This is a genomic window from Flavivirga spongiicola (assembly GCF_030540825.1).
Classification (GTDB): Bacteria; Bacteroidota; Bacteroidia; order Flavobacteriales; family Flavobacteriaceae; genus Flavivirga; species Flavivirga spongiicola.
Genome location: NZ_JAUOEO010000001.1, coordinates 579272 through 596530, shown reverse-complemented (window position 1 = coordinate 596530; position 17259 = coordinate 579272). Strand labels below are relative to the sequence as shown.

The window sequence follows — 17259 nt, the reverse complement described above, 5'->3', positions numbered from 1 at the left end:
CGATATAACTATTTTTTTGATATTTCATAAATATGATAGTCTAGGCCCCTTACAACATAGTTGTTGAGTTTTTTCAATAATTTTATATTAATATGTTCTTTTTTACTACCTATAAAATTATAAGCTCCAATAAATATAATAGGTTTGTCATCAAGTAGCTTTGAAAGCTTATACATTACTTCTTCATTAGATAAGTTTAAACTAAACTGATTATTTCGATTCCATGGGCAATGACTTTGATAGCTTTCACTACATAAAAAATACACTTTTTTTCTTAAATAGGGACTTATAATAGTGCCTTGACAAAAAGTAGTAACGACCATATAGTTGGACGCTTTTTTTTCTTTTAAAACTAAAAAAACGTCTTTTCCGTTTGAAAAAGAGTGCGTCAAATCCATTGAAAAGGCTATAATTCCTCCTATAAATTGAACAAAAAGAATACTATAAATAATTGTTTTTTTAAGATTTCTAATATTTTTAAAACCATTTTGAGATGACCTTGGGTAATATTCCTTACTTATCCATAATGTTATTATAAACAATATATAGGTTATTCCAAAATATCTCGTTGCAGACAGATTAGTAAAAAAGAAGAATAATTGAATTCCAAATAATCCTGTATAAATAAAAACTAAAGCTGTTTTTTTCTTATAAAATAATATTAGTGGAATGATATAGACTGCAATTGATAAAATGGCACTTATACTCTTGTTAAGGTTTACTAGTAAATTCGAATTCCAAAAATGAATGGTTCTAAAATCTGGAATAGGCATTAGACCTTTGAAAAAGGAGACCAAACCAGGAGTCATTCGTTCTTTAAATGAAGATGTTATTGCATGATCGAAAAAAGTGGTGTCTGTAGGCGGAACTATCTGTATAAGTGCTATTGTAAATCCAATAATAAAAATGAGATAACCATAAACATGCGTTCTATTTACAAAAAGTATTTTTCTTTGCCAATTTTCATACAACAGTGTTAGAAAAAAAGCAAAACTAATAATACCGAATATAGCATGGGTATTTGCAGCCATAGCTAGGAAAAAGCATAAAAATGAAAAACGACTATCCTTTTCTTTAAAAAGGCTACACGCTAAAAAGAGAAATAAAACTCCTAGCATATAATTTCTACTAATTATATTATATTCAAAAATGATAAAATAACCAAAAATGAAAAGGGTTTTAAAGAGCCATGAAAATGGAGCTTTTTTTAGAAAAATAAAGATAGCTGCAGTCGATATTAAAATATGAAGCAATTGCATCCAAAAAGGATTCAGTGTTAACCTTGAAATATAAAAGAGTAAGATATTCCAGAGAATAGGATGTCCTTCATATCGAGTATTATAAATTAACTCTTTAAAACTAAAACTATCTCTTGCTAATAACCAATGATGAGCTTCATCCAACCATATTTCATGATGTAATATGCCTATTAAGCTTATGATAAAATAAACTATTGTTAATCCAAGTATATAACATTGTTTTTTATGCATAAGCTTTCATCAACAAATTTGCCAAAACAGATTTTATTTTTAACTTTAAAAAAAACAATAAATTTTTATTTTCCCCTTTCGATATCTCTTTATGGGAATTAACTTCATTTACAATACGTTTCACCGCATAATCATAAAATTTTCTAGAATAAGTTCTAGTAAAATCAATATCGCGATCTGTCGAAGTTTCCCAATTTGGTTGCACCGTTATTTTATCTTTGATCTCATTGTATAAAGAAGTCCCCTTAATTGGATACGCCACTGTAATTGTGAAATGAGTTGGATTAGCTGCTTTTAAATAGCTAATAGTTTTATTAATATCCGTTTCATCTTCACCTGGGTAGCCAACCATGATAAATGTACCTGTTTCTATACCTAAAGCATTCGTTTTTTGAATAGCTTCTTTTACAACATCAACATCTACACGTCTATCCATGGCATCAATAATTTTTTGAGATCCGCTTTCAGCACCGATCCAAATTCGAAAACAACCGGCTTCTTTTAATAACTGTAAAATCTCATCATTTAAGCGTTCTGCTCTTGTAATGCATTCAAAAGGAATAACAGCATTTTGTTTTATTACTTCTTGATGAAAGCTTTGTATCCATTTATGACTTACAGTGAAGACATCATCTACAAACCAGATAGCATCTGGTTTGTAAGTGTCTTTTAGCATCCGTAATTCTGCAGCAACCATATCTGCAGGGCGTCTTCTATAGCTTTGTCCGTAAACGGCAGTACTACACCATTTACACGTATAAGGACAACCTCGTTGCGTACTAACGGTCATTGAGCTTTTACCATGGTAGGTTTTCCAAGTATCTAAATACTTGTCAATAGGAATGGCTTCTCTATTCGGTAAGGGTAACTCCGAAAGGTCCTTAATTTTAGTTCTAGGTGCTGTTTTCTTGATACTAGTGTTTTCTAAAAAAGCAATTCCGGGAATGTTTTGATAATTGCTGTCGTTTAAAATGGCATGATATAATTCCAAAGTTGTTTGTTCTCCTTCTCCTATAACTAAAAAATGAGCACCAGTGTTCAAATAATTTTCGCAATTGTAAGTAATATCCGGTCCACCTAAAATTATTTTAGGAAAACCATATTTAGAATCATTTTTTAACAGTTTAATAAGTTTAATGACATTGATTTTGGTCATCAAATTGGTATAAATAGCTACAGCTTTAGGTTGTTTATTTTGAATAAACGCTAATTGTTCTTCCTGAGAATAAAAGGTAGAATCAAAAACATGGTTTTCAACATTTTTTTCATTTAAGTAAGACGAAATATATAATAACCCTAAAGGCGTATACGGTTTCATAATGAGCAACTCTTTCGGGTCTTCATTTAAGTAATAAGCATGTGTTAATACTAAACTCACTTTTTTGTCAATTCAATTAAATAGTGATCTGCATATTTTGCCATAAAAGAAAAACCGATGATCTTTTCAATACCAATCAATATATCTAAAAAAGGCTTTTTAGATAAAAAAGACCCTTCAAGGTACGAAGGAGGAATACTTATTCCTATAGGTTTTAATCTTTCAGATTTATATTGCGTTTTTGCTAAAGATATAACATCTTTTGGATTGTAATACCATGTTGGAACCTTTGCACCATCTACATTAGCTAGAACACTTTTTTGAGTATGCCTTCTTTTGGCATTTTTTAAGTCTCCTTTTAAATAAAAATATAGACGTTCCCAAAGACAAAATTTAGGCATTATAACCAAAATTAGCTTTCCATTAGGAGTTAGAAGGTTTTTAGTTTTTTTTATGAAAGTTTCCAGTTCTACTTTAGAAAGACAGTTTAACCCTCCAAAATTTGAAAAAACCAAGTCAAATTGTTTTTGAAAAGTTTGGTTCGAAATGGTATTAATATCTTGAATTTTAAAATCTAAATTTTTGGGAGTTTCTTTAGTCTTTGCTATATCGATCATACTTTTAGATACATCTGTAGCTAAGACATGATGTCCAAGATTTGCTAGTTTTATAGCATCTACTCCAGTACCACAGTTCAATTCAAGTACAGAAAGCTTTTTAGTGGTATTAATTATTGGATTTAAATAGTTAAAAACGCGCTGCCGTTGTGCGCTGCCAATCTTAGAAAATGTAAACACATTATCATAGTTCTTCGCAGCTATATCAAAATCATTAGGCATAATTATGCTCCATGTTTTTTAAGATAATTTTATCTAATAAAGCTGATGGTACATAATAACCATATAAAAGTATAGATCTTAATTCAGATTTAGTGATAGAAAAAGGGTTTTTTAAAACCTTTTTTAAATTTGCTTCCCCTTGGCTTTTACGATATTCTTTATGCACATAGCGATGTAGTTTTTTATAAAACCTGGAGTTAAATGTTCCTTTGAATAACATAGCCAAATCATCAGAATCCGTCCAATTAGTTTTTAATTTTAAATCATCTTTAACCTTTTCATAAAACTTGGTTCCTGGTAGAGGATACGAAACAGAAATTCCAAGATTATCAGGAACTAAGGTTTTTATCATCCGAATGGTTTTATAAATATCTTCTTTAGTTTCTTTTAGGTAACCAAACTGAATAAAAAATGCGACACGAACATTTTTTTCTTTTAGCAGACGGGTCGCTTCATAGATTTGGGAAACGGTAATACCTTTATCCATGCCGTCTAGGATTGCTTGAGAACCACTTTCCGCTCCAACCCAAACCTCGCGAAGTCCACTCTCGGCTAAAGCCTCAATAGTATCTTCTTTTAAAAGTAAATCGACTCTGCTTTGAATATAATAGGAAATAGAAAGCTTTTCGGTTTTTAAGTTACTATTAAATTGTTGAACCCAATTTGGTTTTAATCCAAAGATATCGTCACACATCCAAAAGCTGTTTACATGATATTTTTCAACCAAGTATTTTATGTGTTTTATGATATATTCAGGGCTATGCGAATTGTAACGGTTACCATAAATAGGCTTCGCACACCAATTGCATTTATAGGGACAACCACGTGTTGTTGCTATATTTAAAGTAAATTTATTTCCATGAGACTCCCAAATGGTCCGATAGGCTTCAATATCAACCAGATCCCAGGCGGGTAAAGGGAGTGTATCTAATTCCTTTAGGACTGCTCTGGATGGATTTTTAATAATTCCATCATCATTTTTGAAGACAATCCCTTGTATTAGAGAGGTATCTTTATTGTTTTCAAGAGCCGTGACTAGTTCTTTAAGGGTTATTTCTCCTTCTCCCTGAATCACAAAATCGGCACCATAATCTAAATACTTTTCATAATGATCTGTAGAATCAGAGCTACAGACTATAACGTTGCAATGTATTTCTTTGGCAATTTTTATCATCTCAAAGGCGGCTTCACGCATGGTTGTTAAGCACATTTTTGTTAGATAATTAAAACCATCATCGTAAAGAACAAATGTTTTCGGTTTATGTATTTCCAAATACGGTTTAATTGTTTTAGGATCATCTAAGAGGTTTGCATCAAAAAGATCAACAGTATATCCATGTTCTCTAAGGTAAGATGCAGCATATATAGTGCCTAATGGCGGATAAGGTGTTTTATTCTTCCATTGTTTTTGATCGAATTTATAATAATAAGAATGAGAAAAGACTATATCAAGCATGTTCTGAGTGTAAGTCTAAGTTATACAGTTTTCTTATAGTATCGTATTTTTCGTTTAACAAATCAATAACCTTTTTTTGAAAGTTTTGAGGGTGGTGCTTGGAAATATTTTTAGTAGACTTCATGGCAATTTCGAAATCATCTTTTTCTAAATGTCCAAATTTAGAATGCCATTTTTTTAAAGTGATTTTTCTGAAAAAGTTATCTAAGAAATCACCAATTTTAGTGTTTAAGATCCTTTGCAGGAGTAGGGATAACCATGCTTTTTTATAATCATTTATTGTTGAAGAATCAAAAGGGCCTATATTAGGAAAATAATCTTTTGTCCAAGGGTTTTCTTTAATAAATGATGTATAGACTGCTTTTCCGGAAACAGGAATAAGCGTTATAGCTTCTGTAGCAGTGAATCTGTTTTGCTCAAAAATTTCTAAGTTGCTACTGCTAATAAAATAATTAACACAAAAATATTTTTTTGAATTCAACAAAAATATTTTCTTATATAGAATGAGTAGTGTTCTCGCTATCCATAATCTGTTGGGTTTAGTAATGATAAAAAAATCGATATCCCCGTCATTATCATAATAGCCTTTAGATAGAGCTCCAGATAAAGAAACACCTTCTACATATGGGAATTGAGTGATAAGTTTAGCCACTCTAAAAGCTTTTGGCATGATATTTTTTGCCATTCGATTCCCTTCAGTTCTTCTATGTACCGTAGCAATATCGTTTATGGTTGAATAAAAACCATCAAATTTATAAATAATGCTTTTTTGTAGTAAAAAGTCAATTTCCTCATGCATTAGTTCTTTTGAGGTTAACCGCGAAAATTTATAAATTTCCTCTTCAGTAAGTGGATATTTAAAAATAGAGAAATAAAGTAATGTTTTTAGAGTGTCCAAGTTTTTGTTGTTTTATAGATTCATGGGGAGGCTTAATAAAAACAGCTACTTTTTTTTAAGACTAAAATTGAAAGATACGTTTATATCATTTGCAATTTTATTTTTAACAACTTTTGGTATTTTAATGTCAAAATCTGACGCATTAGCCAAAAAGGCTCCAGATATTGTAATAAGACCCTCATTTTGGGTAATATCTATATTAGTACTATCTAGCTGTTTAGTCTTTCCATGAAAAGTTAATTGCCCATTAATTAAAAAAGATTGCTTTTGTGCATTTAACTTATTTAAAGAAAAATCTAATATTTGTCCTTTAAATGTTGCTTTAGGATAGGTGTCGGACTCTGCATAATTTTCATTAAAATGTTCTTCCATAAGTGCATTTTTAAAGCGAAAACCTTTTATCAGAACTAATGCTGCAAACTCGCCGTTTTCAGAATTTACTATGGCAGTTACAGAATTATGAGATGCTTTTACTTCTTCAAAAGAGGGTACTGAGGCTTCAAATGCAACGGAACCTTTTTTTGTTAAATATTTGCTTTGTGCAGATAGCCCTAAGCCAATAAAAAACGTCATTAAAAGAAAAATCTTTTTCATATCATAAGTTATTTTAAAATTAATAAGGTAAAAAATTAGTCGAAAAAAAGGGTCTATTCTTCCAACAACCCATCGTCTTCCCACTTTTTTATTAGATCAATCAAATTTTGAGGTAATCGTGGACCTCCAAAGGGCATAGCTCCACTTTCTCCGGCTTGACGGGAAATTCGATCAATTAAATTACTATTCATCACAGCGTTTTTTACATCACTAAAAGTAGTTAAAGATATTGGAGCGCCATTTATTGGAGGATTTGCATGACAAGCAATACAATTATTATCAATAATTGTTTTAACACCATCATTATAGGTCGTTAATACCGGTTGAGGTGTTTTAATTATTAAATCATCTTCGCTAACATTAGTGCAACTAGAAAAAACGATAAGAATAAAGGTGAGTAATAAAAGTATGTTTTTCATAACATTAGGGTATTAAAAAACTCTGCTTAAGTTAAATCCAAAATAAATATTTCCATCAGCCCAATCTCCAGATCCTTGACCTAAAAAAGTATTGGTATTCATACCTTGTGTATTGGTAAAATGCAACTGAAATACATGCCCTCCGGTTTCTAGATCAAAACCAATTGATAATGGGTTTTTAAAAGGAGAATTACTGGCCCTATTTAAATGCCAGCCATAATCTATATTAACAGACCAGCGTTTAGATAGTTTATGTCGACCTCCTAAGCCAAGTGCAAACTGAGAATTATCTTGCCCATCGATTTGAACATAATTATCATGAAAGAATGTAGGTGCTAATTCTATTGATAAATTGGTGTTTATTTTTCTTGATATTAGTAATTGAGCTGTGTAACTAAGTCGGTGTTTAAATTCAATGAGGGGTAAATTATCTTTATCCAAACCGGTATTAATTAAAAAGTCATTAAAACCTACAATAGTAAATGGAAATCCATTTTTTTCTTGTCTTAAAAGTCTATATTTTACAGATACTTGATAAATTTTTTGAAATGAACTTCTTGAGATTCCAATATTAAACCCGTCCGAAATTCCATAAACAAAATTTAGACGCGTAACAGCATCATCTAATCCAAAAAAAGAATCAATACCATTTTCAATGCTACCGAATCGATGGGATACAACAAGTTTAAGCTCTTTTTTGGCAACGAGTTTAGTAGATTCAAAGTTTACTATTTTTAAACCTTTAAAAGCAGCAGTGACATACTCTTTTCCTGTAGGATCTGAATCAATCTCATCAAGTAAGTCATTCTGGGAATAGGTTAGCAAAGGAAAACAAAAAATAAAGATTAGTAAGTATTTCATATAAGTAAAGATTAAACGAGATAAATTATTGTTTTTTAATTATATAAGAGCCAAGTATGTTTTTAAATTTAATTTACAATAGAACATTGGTCTAGTTTAACTTGCTCTAGTAAATCGTCATAACCGATGCATCGTCCTTTTATTTTTATTTCTGAATCAATATTATATGATGTGTTAAATGGTGTACTAAAAGCACAATATACATTGTCATTTAAGGTTAGATCCATAGTATTTAATTCTGTAATGAGTCCGTAAATTTCAACTGTTTTATTCAAATATTTTTTCTCTGATGCTTCAAGGTTTTTTGAAAATTCGGCACTAATTTCATTAGCTGATAAAGAGAAAGTTGCCTGTTCTGTTTCAATATTACGATGATCTTGATATATATAATTATATCCAAAAACAACAACAAGCGTAATGAATATCAATATTATAACACTAATACCAATACGGGATTTTTTGTTTATAGCCATTTTTAAAGTAAATTGATATAGTCGAAGTTAAAGAATTTTCATTACATTATTGACTAAGCGGTCGCATTTTTCAAAACCAAATTCAAAAACATTGGGTTTTTGAGATAATTCATATAACTTATCTTTGAGCATATGTTTGGCACGATGAATCCTTACTTTAACATTGCTTACTGAAACATTTAAACAATCACTAATGTCTTTAATTTTCATGTTTTCAACTTCACTCAGCATATAAATGATTCTATACTTTTCGGGAAGCTCGCTAATAACTTTTTCTAAGACCCATGTTGCTTCTCTTTGTATAATAGCTTTTTCAGGGTTCATATCTTTTGGGGCTTCAATAAAAGGTTTAGTAGTTTTTTTAATTTGATTTGATTTTAATTCGTAAAGTGCTTCATTAATGCCTATTCTAATTAACCATGTAGAGAACTGAGATTTTTCTCTAAATTGGTGAAGCTTCTCATAGGCTTTTATATATGTGTTTTGCATGACATCTTTAATTAGCGCTTCATCATTTACATAGCTTTTTATAACTCTATATAATTTTTGATTATTTCTACGCATTAAAATCTCATATAAGCCTTTCTCTCCGCTCAGCACTTTTTTAATAACATCAAAATCATGAACCTTAGGGTTTTTATAATCACCAATTTTTATTGCTTCCATATTTATTTTTCCTTTAGATAAATATATTGGTAAAAAGTTACAACATTTTGTAACTTTTTTTTTGTTTCAACATCTAAAGCGTGTAATTAACTAAAAATAAGAATTATGGATGTAAAAGATTTGCTTAAGTATACGTATGGTTTAGTACCTATCGTAGCAGGATTAGACAAGTTTACCAATATTTTAACCGATTGGTCTCAGTATCTGGGAGCAGGTTTACAAGACACTCTACCATTTGAAGCTTCGACTTTTATGATGATTATTGGTATTATTGAAATTATTGCTGGAGTTTTAGTGTTAGTTAAAACTAAAATTGGAGCCATAATAGTTGCTGCCTGGTTAACCCTTATAGCATTAGTGTTAATTTTTAGTGGACACTATCTAGATGTGGCTGTTAGAGATTTGGTTATGGCAATTGGTGCTTATACTTTATATAAGCTATCGACAGATTAGTTAAAAAAATAGGGGCGTATTAAATAACATGAATACTATTTTTTACGCCTTTTAAAGTGCTACTTTTGTGTTATGGTCTTTTAAAAGTTCTATGTAATCATCTATTTTAAATTCGGAAGCTTTAAAACTATTAGATCTTTCCTTTGCTTGTTCTTGTCTTGCAATACTTCTTGAAAAACGACGGATACTTTGTTCTGAATCTAGTATAATACCAGGTACTGAAGCATTTTTTCCGTTTTCATCTTTAGCTACCATGGTGAAATAAGAAGAATTGCAATGTTTTGTATGGCCAGTTTGAATATTTTCCGATTCAACACGAACACCAATAACCATAGAAGTTCTACCTGTATAATTAACAGATGCTTTTAATGTTACCAACTCGCCAACATCTATAGAGTTTAAAAAATCTACTTTATTTACAGATGCCGTAACACAATAGTTTCTGGAATGCTTTGACGCACAGGCAAAAGCTATTTGATCCATTAAGTTTAAAATATACCCACCGTGAATTTTTCCACTAAAGTTTGAGTGCGATGGTAACATTAATTCCGAGATGATAATTTGAGATTCTTTTATAGTTTTAAACATGTACTCTAAGTTAACACGGTATATATAATACCTATAATTATTGCTATTCCAAAACTGATTAAAGTACCTATTAAAATATACTCTGTAAGCTGTCTGTCCTTGGATTCTTTTAAATCTCCAAATCTAAAAACTGATTTAGCGGTAATTAAAAACCCAACAGCTTCCCAGTGATTTACAATTATAAATATAAACACTAAAATACGTTCTAAAATACCAATAATTTTGCCTGCATCCTTAAGTGACTCGTTATTTTTAGTAAGTTCTGAAATATTCCATTTTAAAAAAATGGTTTTCATAATTATAGAGACGGGAATTGTTAAAAACAATAAACAAGTTAGTAGTAAAAGATTGTCTTCGGTTATAAAAGACTCTAAATGAAATGTATTGTCTAAATAGAAAAAATAACACCCAATAATCACTAAAATATGAAGTAACTGATCTATAAAAAACAGTAATCGTTTTGTTTTTTTCTTTTGAATAATAAGCTTAAAACCATCAATTAAAAGATGTGAAACGCCTATTGTTAGCACAAATGGCCATAGCGATATATCCCATAGTAATACTATTAATAGCAAAACATGAATTAGTATGTGTAAATATAGTTTTGGCGATTTTAATTTTTTCTTTTCTTTTTCTTTTACCCACTTTTGAGGTTGCAGAAAAAAATCACCAATTAAGTGCGCTAATAAAAGTTTTAGTAGTATCATGTTAAAGCATTTATTTTTTGTCTGTACATAAGGTCTAACTCCTTGATTTCATCTAAATGAGCCCTTTTTTGCCTGGTACTTATTGCATTTTGATTTATACCTATAAGTTTTCCTAGTTCGCTTTGTAATGCATCAGGCTTTTCTATACTTAACTTAACAATTTCTGCTAGATTCACTGTCCAGCTATCCATGGATATAAGGGCTAACTTAAAATATAAATTTAATGTTTCGTCAATTTCATGACTATTGGTTTTTATGCGTAAATTTTGTTTCTCTTTTTTCAAGGTTTCCAGTGTTTCTCCCGAAAACACAAAGGCTTCTCCATTAGATTCTGTTACGTTTTCGCCTTCGTAGGTTTTATTGCCAATGCCTATAGCTAAACGCACATCTAAACCATGAATGGATTTTATACAGGCTTTTATATATAATGCAGCTATAAAGCTAGAGTAAATATCTTTAATTTCTATTTGAAAACTGTCACCGCGATATATTTCCCAGTAGGCCTTATCATTACTTAAATAAGATAAAGCTCTCTTTAGCACCGTTATCCATACTTCTGGATTTACCTGAGCTCTGGACTTGATAATGTCTCCCGTTATGACACTTGTTATTGTGTTTGATATCATACATCACGTTTTTGTGTGATAAACAAATGTATCACATTTTTGTGTGATAAACAATAATATCGCATTTTTATGTGATAATTTGATATATCACGTTATTGTGTGATAAAAAACATTGTTAATGGTCTTCTTCTGCACGTTTTATAATGGCTTCTGGTAGTGCTTTTTTAGCTTTAGCACCCATTTTTTTTAGTTTTTCAACGCTTGTAACCAGATTACCTTTGCCATCAACCAACTTGTTCATAGCTGCAGAATAATCCGTTTTTGCCGCATCAATTTTTTTGCCGACACCAGTTAAATCTTTCACCAGGCCTTCAAACTTATCGTATAAGGCACCGGCTTGTCTAGCAATTTCTATAGCATTTCGCTGTTGTTTTTCATTATTCCACATGGTATCGATAGTACGAAGCGTGGCTAGTAAAGTGGATGGTGTTACAATGACAATATTTTTCTCAAAAGCTTTGTTGTATATAGCATTGTCTTCGTTTACAACTACAGCAAAAGCAGGCTCTATAGGGATAAACATGAGCACAAAATCTGGCGATTCTATATCATATAAATCTTGATAATTTTTTTCCGAAAGTTGATCGACATGTTTTCTAATAGAATTAACATGTGCTTTTAAAAATGGTATTTTATCGTCATCATCGGCATTTACCAAACGTTCGTAATCTGTTAATGATACTTTAGAATCGATAATCATCTTTTTGCTATCAGGAAGATGCAAAACAACATCGGGTAGCACTCTGGATCCATCATCTAAGGTGAAACTCTGTTGTACAAAATATTCTCTGTCTTTTTCTAATCCAGATTTTTCAAGAACACGTTCTAAAACCAATTCTCCCCAATTCCCTTGCATTTTACTATCTCCTTTTAAGGCTCGTGTAAGGTTGGTAGCTTCTTTGGTCATTTGTTGATTAAGATCTTTTAAACCTAGTAATTGCTCTTTTAAAGCAGAATGCATACTAATACTTTCCTTTTGAGTTAAATCTACTTTTTCTTCGAAAGTTTTAATTTTTTCTTGAAGCGGATTTAAAATATTCTTTATGTTTTCTTTATTCTGAAGTGTGAATTTTTCTGATTTTTCATCAAGAATTTTAGTGGCTAAAAGTTCAAAATCTTTACGTAATTGTTCTTGGCGTTCTTCTAGTTCTTTATCGCGTTTTATATTTTGTTGTTGAAGATTTTCGTATTCGGTATTTTTTCGAGTTAATTCTGTGTTTAAAAAATCTTTTTCGCGACGAATATCTTCGCGCTCACTTTCAACTTTATTTAAGTTTTGCTTTAAATCATCAATAATTAAGCTCATTTGCTTTTGGCGTTCTTCAAGCGTGCTTTTTTCACTTTTAGTTTTAAGTTTTATAAAAAGAATACCTAAATAAGCACCAATAACAGCAGAAATAACGATAGTAAGAATGAGAATAAGATTGTCGTTCATAAATTAAATATGTAATACGGTAAAAATAGTAAATTATAAGTTTTGAATTTTATCTTTATAATAATCTTTCTTAACATTTGGGGGCATGTTTATTTGAGTCTTTAGAGGTATCCCTTTTTGCTTTTGATAATTTTATATATTTTTGATACAATAGATTATAAGAAGGAAAGCTTGTGTATAATTCATTAGAGGTTTCCTGTGTTTTAACTTTATAAAAACATTACTATTATTTTAAAAAAATCAAGAATGGTAATGGATAAATGGATCGTGTTAAAAAAAAAGTACTTATTTTATTTTTTATGCTTCTTATTACCTCGTTTAATATATTCTCAAAACGATTTATCTATTGATGATTTTGTCTTTGTTTGTGAAGACAAAATAGAATCTATTGAAAACAAACTTCGCTCTGGTATTAATGCTTTTTTTCTGAAAATAGAAGAAACAGAAACAACATATATTATTAAAAATGCAAAACCCCAAAGAAACCTTGGACAAGTATTAAACAATATAAAAAAGTTTTTAAAAAATGACACTCAGACTATAATATCGTTAGTGTTTAAAGGAGAGTTGGATGAACAGAAGTTACAGCATTTTTTAAATAACATTTTTTTTGAAAAATGTTTATTCCATAAAAAAAACGAATGGCCTAAAATAAAATTTTTGCAAGACAAAGGGATTCAGGTTTTTGCTGTTTTGGAATCTCAAATAGCATCAACATCAATTCAACGGATTAGGAGCGAGAATAAATATGAAAATAGGTTTTCTTCAGATCCTTTAGATAAGTTAGTTCTTTATAATTCTTCAGCTAGAATGGACACTATACTTTTAAACAATACTTTAGAATTATGGAAATGTACAGGAAAGCCACCTAACTTTATTCTTGCCTCAGAAATTCAAATTGAAGCGGTGAAAAAGATTGCAGATTCATTAAATAGCAAAAGACGTTTTAGAGGGGTTGCTGAATATAACGGTAAACTTTTAAATGCCATTTCTTGGGTGAAATCTCCTAAAAGTATTACCCCTGCTAAGTTCTCTTTTCCGTTAACCGAAACAGAACAAGTACTCTCTCCATATAAGAATGGATATAGAATTACTCCAGCAGAAGTTATTCATCATGTTGGTCAAAACGATGCACCTAGAATTTTTAGTGCTTATAACATTGATATAAAAGATAAACTTATTTATGACTTTTCTTTTGAAAATAGGATTGAGAATACTGTGGAACGCACTTGGGATAGGTTTATTTCTAAAAATGTTTCAATTGTAAATGATTCTGAGAGAGGACGTGTTTTGTACTTCAATTCTGATGATTCTTTTATTGATTATTCAAAAGAGAACACGCTCAATTTTGAAACTCCTATTAGTATTGCTGCTTGGGTAAAGCCGGATAGTATCCCCCATTATATGGGGATTTTGGGTTTCGGTATGGCGTTTTCCCTTAAATTAAGAGATGGGAATCCAGATTTTACTATGGCTACTGTAAAAGATCATATTATTGAACAGCCACTTAAAATAAATGAATGGCAACATTTAGTTGTCGTTTATAATCCTAAAGCCACTGTGGAATTTTATCTTGATGGGGAAAGGATAGGAGAAGCAGATGCTCATAATATTATACCTTCTAAACAATCTTTAGTCATTGGTAATAATATTTGGGGAGAACAATTTCATGGATCAATTGATGACTTGAAAATATGGAATAGAGGACTTTCACAAAAAGAAATTACTACCTTGTTTCAGCATGAACCATTTAAAAGAAGTAATCTTATGGCTTATGTGATAATTGGTGCCTTTGTTTTCTTTGGGAGCATCTTTGTATTTCTTTATAAAAGAAAAAAATCATCCGTTAAACCGCATATAAAACCACAACAAGATTCAGAATACTTAAAACAGTCACGACCAAAACAAAATACACTTTATCTTTTCGGTAATTTTCGTATCGATTTAGTTTCGGAAAAAGCATTACCTCTTTCTTTTTCACCACTTCACAAACAATTATTGTCTTTTTTGATTTTATCTACTTTAGAAGAAAAAGATGGGGTCAGTACTAATAAGCTTACAGAAACATTTTGGCCTGGAGTTTCAAAAATGAAAGCTAAAGAAAATAGAAATGGTAACATTAGAAAGTTGAGAAAGGCCTTATCAAAAATAGAAGGCTTAGAGGTTGTTTTTACAGAAAAAAAATGGCGTATTATAAATACTACAAATTTTGAAATCGATATTTTTCAATATATAAAACTTAAGAAGTCTATTGAACACGAATTGAGATTGGGAAAACTAACTTTAAAGGATTTGGAAGCTTTTATCGAACTATTGAAAAGAGGCAATATTTTACAAAATATACAAACAGAATGGGTCGATTATTTTAAGAATAAGATATCCAATGAGGTTGAAAATCTATTATCAAAAATTTATAATGATCAAAATAAACATCTGTACGCAGAATTGAATATAAAAATAGCTAAAACGATTCTTTTGTTTGATAGTCTTAATGAAAATGCCCTTAAAATACTGATTAGTGAACTTGTTTCTTCAGGAAAACATGGGTTGGCACAAAGCGCTTATACTACGTTTTCAAAAAATTATGAAATACTTTATGCAGAACCTTTTAGAATAGAATATCAAAGTTTTACAAAAAAATAAATCATGTAAAAATGATATTTTAACTTAATTTTAATTTTAAAAATTACTTTGTTCACCCAAACGTTCACCTGTTTAGACTTCCTTTCTATATATCTTTAGCTTTTATTTAATACTAAAACAATTATAGAGTATGAATTCCAATAGAAGAGATTTTTTAAAAAAATCATCCATTGCAGGAGCTGGCTTGGCTCTTTTGCCTAATTTTTTAAGTGCCAGTACTTTTAATACATCATCTATGGCTTTTAGGCCAAAATATATGGGCGATTATGCTGCTCCAAAATTGGACACGGTTCGTTGTGCCTTTATTGGTGTTGGAGCAAGAGGATCGGGGCATGCAACTCGAACAGCTTCTATTGAAGGAACAGAAGTTGTTGCTATTTGTGATTTATATAAAGACTTGGCCACTAAAGTAGCTAGTAGATGTGTTGAAAAAGGTGCAGGTGTACGTCATAAAGATATTGCCCTATATACTGGCGGTAAGAATGAATGGAAGAAAATGTTGAAGGAGGTTAAGCCAGATGCCGTTTTTATTGCTACACCATGGAAAGACCATGCACCAATGGCTATTGAAGCCATGAAGCAAGGTGCTCATGCTTTTGTTGAAGTTCCTATAGCTTTAACCATTAAAGAAATGTGGGAGATTGTTGAAACTTCCGAAAAAACGGGGAAACATTGTATGATGATGGAAAACGTTAATTATGGACGTGATGAATTGTTATATTTAAACATGTGTCGTCAAGGTGTTATTGGCGAATTACTTCATGGCGAAGCATCCTATATTCATGAATTAAGAGGACAAATGAATTCTGTAGAAAGAGGAACTGGATCATGGAGAACCTATCATTACGCAAAAAGAGATGGAAACCTTTATCCGACTCATGGTTTAGGACCGGTAGCTCAATATATGAACCTTGCTAGGGGTGAAGATAATTTTGAACGTATTGTATCGATGTCCTCACCTGGAAAAGGACGTAACCTCTATGCTAAGAAGAATTTCGATGCAAGTCATAAATGGAATCAAATGGATTTTAAAGGCGGAGATATAAATACTTCTATTATTAAAACGACTATGGGACGTACAGTAATGGTACAATGGGATGAAACAAGTCCAAGACCTTACTCAAGGCATAATTTAATTCAAGGTACTAAAGGAATTTTAACTGGATTTCCTACTAGAATAGCATTTGAAGGGGGAGTAGAAGGAGCGACTAAAAATCATCATTCCTGGGCTCAAGGAGAACAATTAGATGCTATCTACGAAAAGTATGAACATCCACTATATAAACGCTTAGGTGAAATATCTAAGAAAAATGGCGGTCATGGTGGTATGGATTATATGATGTCATATCGTATAATTGAATGTCTAAGAAATGGACAACCATTAGATCAAAATGTTTATGAAGGTTGTTTTTGGAGTGCTGTAGGACCACTAAGTGAAGCTTCTGTTGCTGAACATGGTAGTTCGCAAGAGTTCCCGGATTTCACCAAAGGAAGTTGGAAAACAACCAAACCACTTGGTATTGTTCAGTAATACCAATTATAATTGGTATAAGTAGAACATTAATTATTAACGATAAACGACTTGAATTAAGGCATACTTTCTTAACCTGTTGTTCATTTTTGTTGGGAGAATACAAAAATGAACAACAGGTAAGTTTAATCGAAAAGAATTCCTTGAGGATTTGCCTTGGGTTTCCGTTGAAATTATCATTCCCATGAAATCACAGATTCATTAATATAAAGACAAAAAAATCTTTAATGAATTCATTAGAATAGATTTTAGAAATTATATA

Annotated in this window: 17 protein-coding genes; 3 read left to right on the top strand and 14 right to left on the bottom strand. The window is 30.8% G+C overall.

Going from position 1 to position 17259, the window contains the following annotated elements; all coding sequences use genetic code 11:
• Positions 1-8: 8 nt before the first annotated feature.
• The 10 genes from Q4Q47_RS02205 to Q4Q47_RS02160 all read right to left on the bottom strand — a co-directional run bounded on the left by Q4Q47_RS02205 (position 9) and on the right by Q4Q47_RS02160 (position 9014).
• Positions 9-1490, bottom strand: a complete 1482-nt coding sequence (locus tag Q4Q47_RS02205; protein ID WP_303305022.1) for a hypothetical protein — start codon at positions 1488-1490, stop codon at positions 9-11.
• Positions 1483-2868 carry a B12-binding domain-containing radical SAM protein gene (locus Q4Q47_RS02200; RefSeq protein ID WP_303305021.1) on the bottom strand — a complete coding sequence of 462 codons (1386 nt, stop codon included), beginning with the start codon at positions 2866-2868 and terminating at the stop codon, positions 1483-1485. Before Q4Q47_RS02200 ends, Q4Q47_RS02205 begins: the two co-directional genes overlap by 8 nt.
• Complete coding sequence (locus tag Q4Q47_RS02195; protein WP_303305020.1) at positions 2865-3647, bottom strand: class I SAM-dependent methyltransferase; 783 nt, start codon at positions 3645-3647, stop codon at positions 2865-2867. The genes Q4Q47_RS02200 and Q4Q47_RS02195 overlap by 4 nt, the downstream gene beginning before the upstream one ends.
• Entirely contained in the window at positions 3640-5103 is a 1464-nt protein-coding gene (locus Q4Q47_RS02190) for a B12-binding domain-containing radical SAM protein (RefSeq protein ID WP_303305019.1), read from the bottom strand. Before Q4Q47_RS02190 ends, Q4Q47_RS02195 begins: the two co-directional genes overlap by 8 nt.
• Positions 5096-6001: a nucleotidyltransferase domain-containing protein gene (locus tag Q4Q47_RS02185; RefSeq protein WP_303305018.1), complete on the bottom strand. Its 906-nt coding sequence runs from the start codon at positions 5999-6001 to the stop codon at positions 5096-5098. Before Q4Q47_RS02185 ends, Q4Q47_RS02190 begins: the two co-directional genes overlap by 8 nt.
• Positions 6002-6046: 45 nt before the next feature.
• Entirely contained in the window at positions 6047-6595 is a 549-nt protein-coding gene (locus tag Q4Q47_RS02180) for a YceI family protein (protein ID WP_303305017.1), read from the bottom strand.
• A gap of 53 nt (positions 6596-6648) precedes the next feature.
• Positions 6649-7014 (bottom strand): hypothetical protein, encoded by a 366-nt coding sequence (locus Q4Q47_RS02175; RefSeq protein WP_303305016.1) that lies wholly within the window; start codon positions 7012-7014, stop codon positions 6649-6651.
• A 12-nt stretch (positions 7015-7026) separates the two neighbouring features.
• The gene (locus Q4Q47_RS02170) at positions 7027-7875 is read right to left on the bottom strand and encodes a DUF5777 family beta-barrel protein (protein WP_303305015.1); all 849 of its coding nucleotides are present in this window, start codon (positions 7873-7875) and stop codon (positions 7027-7029) included.
• Between the two features lie 68 nt (positions 7876-7943).
• Positions 7944-8348, bottom strand: coding sequence for an OB-fold protein (locus tag Q4Q47_RS02165; RefSeq protein ID WP_303305014.1), 405 nt, complete (start codon positions 8346-8348; stop codon positions 7944-7946).
• Between the two features lie 27 nt (positions 8349-8375).
• The gene (locus Q4Q47_RS02160; RefSeq protein ID WP_303305013.1) at positions 8376-9014 is read right to left on the bottom strand and encodes a sigma-70 family RNA polymerase sigma factor; all 639 of its coding nucleotides are present in this window, start codon (positions 9012-9014) and stop codon (positions 8376-8378) included.
• Positions 9015-9119: 105 nt separating this feature from the next.
• On the opposite strand from Q4Q47_RS02160, the gene Q4Q47_RS02155 reads away from it, so the two are divergent.
• The gene (locus Q4Q47_RS02155) at positions 9120-9467 is read left to right on the top strand and encodes a hypothetical protein (RefSeq protein ID WP_303305012.1); all 348 of its coding nucleotides are present in this window, start codon (positions 9120-9122) and stop codon (positions 9465-9467) included.
• A 51-nt stretch (positions 9468-9518) separates the two neighbouring features.
• Here Q4Q47_RS02155 and Q4Q47_RS02150 read toward each other — a convergent pair whose 3' ends face one another.
• The 4 genes from Q4Q47_RS02150 to rmuC form a co-directional block, all read right to left on the bottom strand.
• Positions 9519-10055 (bottom strand): acyl-CoA thioesterase, encoded by a 537-nt coding sequence (locus Q4Q47_RS02150; protein ID WP_303305011.1) that lies wholly within the window; start codon positions 10053-10055, stop codon positions 9519-9521.
• Positions 10056-10060: 5 nt separating this feature from the next.
• The gene (locus tag Q4Q47_RS02145; RefSeq protein ID WP_303305010.1) at positions 10061-10762 is read right to left on the bottom strand and encodes a DUF3307 domain-containing protein; all 702 of its coding nucleotides are present in this window, start codon (positions 10760-10762) and stop codon (positions 10061-10063) included.
• Positions 10759-11388 carry an HMG-box domain-containing protein gene (locus Q4Q47_RS02140; protein WP_303305009.1) on the bottom strand — a complete coding sequence of 210 codons (630 nt, stop codon included), beginning with the start codon at positions 11386-11388 and terminating at the stop codon, positions 10759-10761. Before Q4Q47_RS02140 ends, Q4Q47_RS02145 begins: the two co-directional genes overlap by 4 nt.
• A gap of 115 nt (positions 11389-11503) precedes the next feature.
• On the bottom strand, positions 11504-12823 hold the full coding sequence (gene rmuC / locus Q4Q47_RS02135) for a DNA recombination protein RmuC (protein ID WP_303305008.1): 1320 nt from the start codon (positions 12821-12823) through the stop codon (positions 11504-11506).
• A 252-nt stretch (positions 12824-13075) separates the two neighbouring features.
• On the opposite strand from rmuC, the gene Q4Q47_RS02130 reads away from it, so the two are divergent.
• Together Q4Q47_RS02130 and Q4Q47_RS02125 are read left to right on the top strand one after the other, a co-directional pair.
• A complete protein-coding gene (locus tag Q4Q47_RS02130) occupies positions 13076-15466 on the top strand; it encodes a LamG domain-containing protein (RefSeq protein ID WP_303305007.1) in 2391 nt (796 codons plus the stop codon).
• Positions 15467-15596: 130 nt separating this feature from the next.
• On the top strand, positions 15597-16997 hold the full coding sequence (locus Q4Q47_RS02125) for a Gfo/Idh/MocA family protein (protein WP_303305006.1): 1401 nt from the start codon (positions 15597-15599) through the stop codon (positions 16995-16997).
• Positions 16998-17259 lie beyond the last annotated feature (262 nt).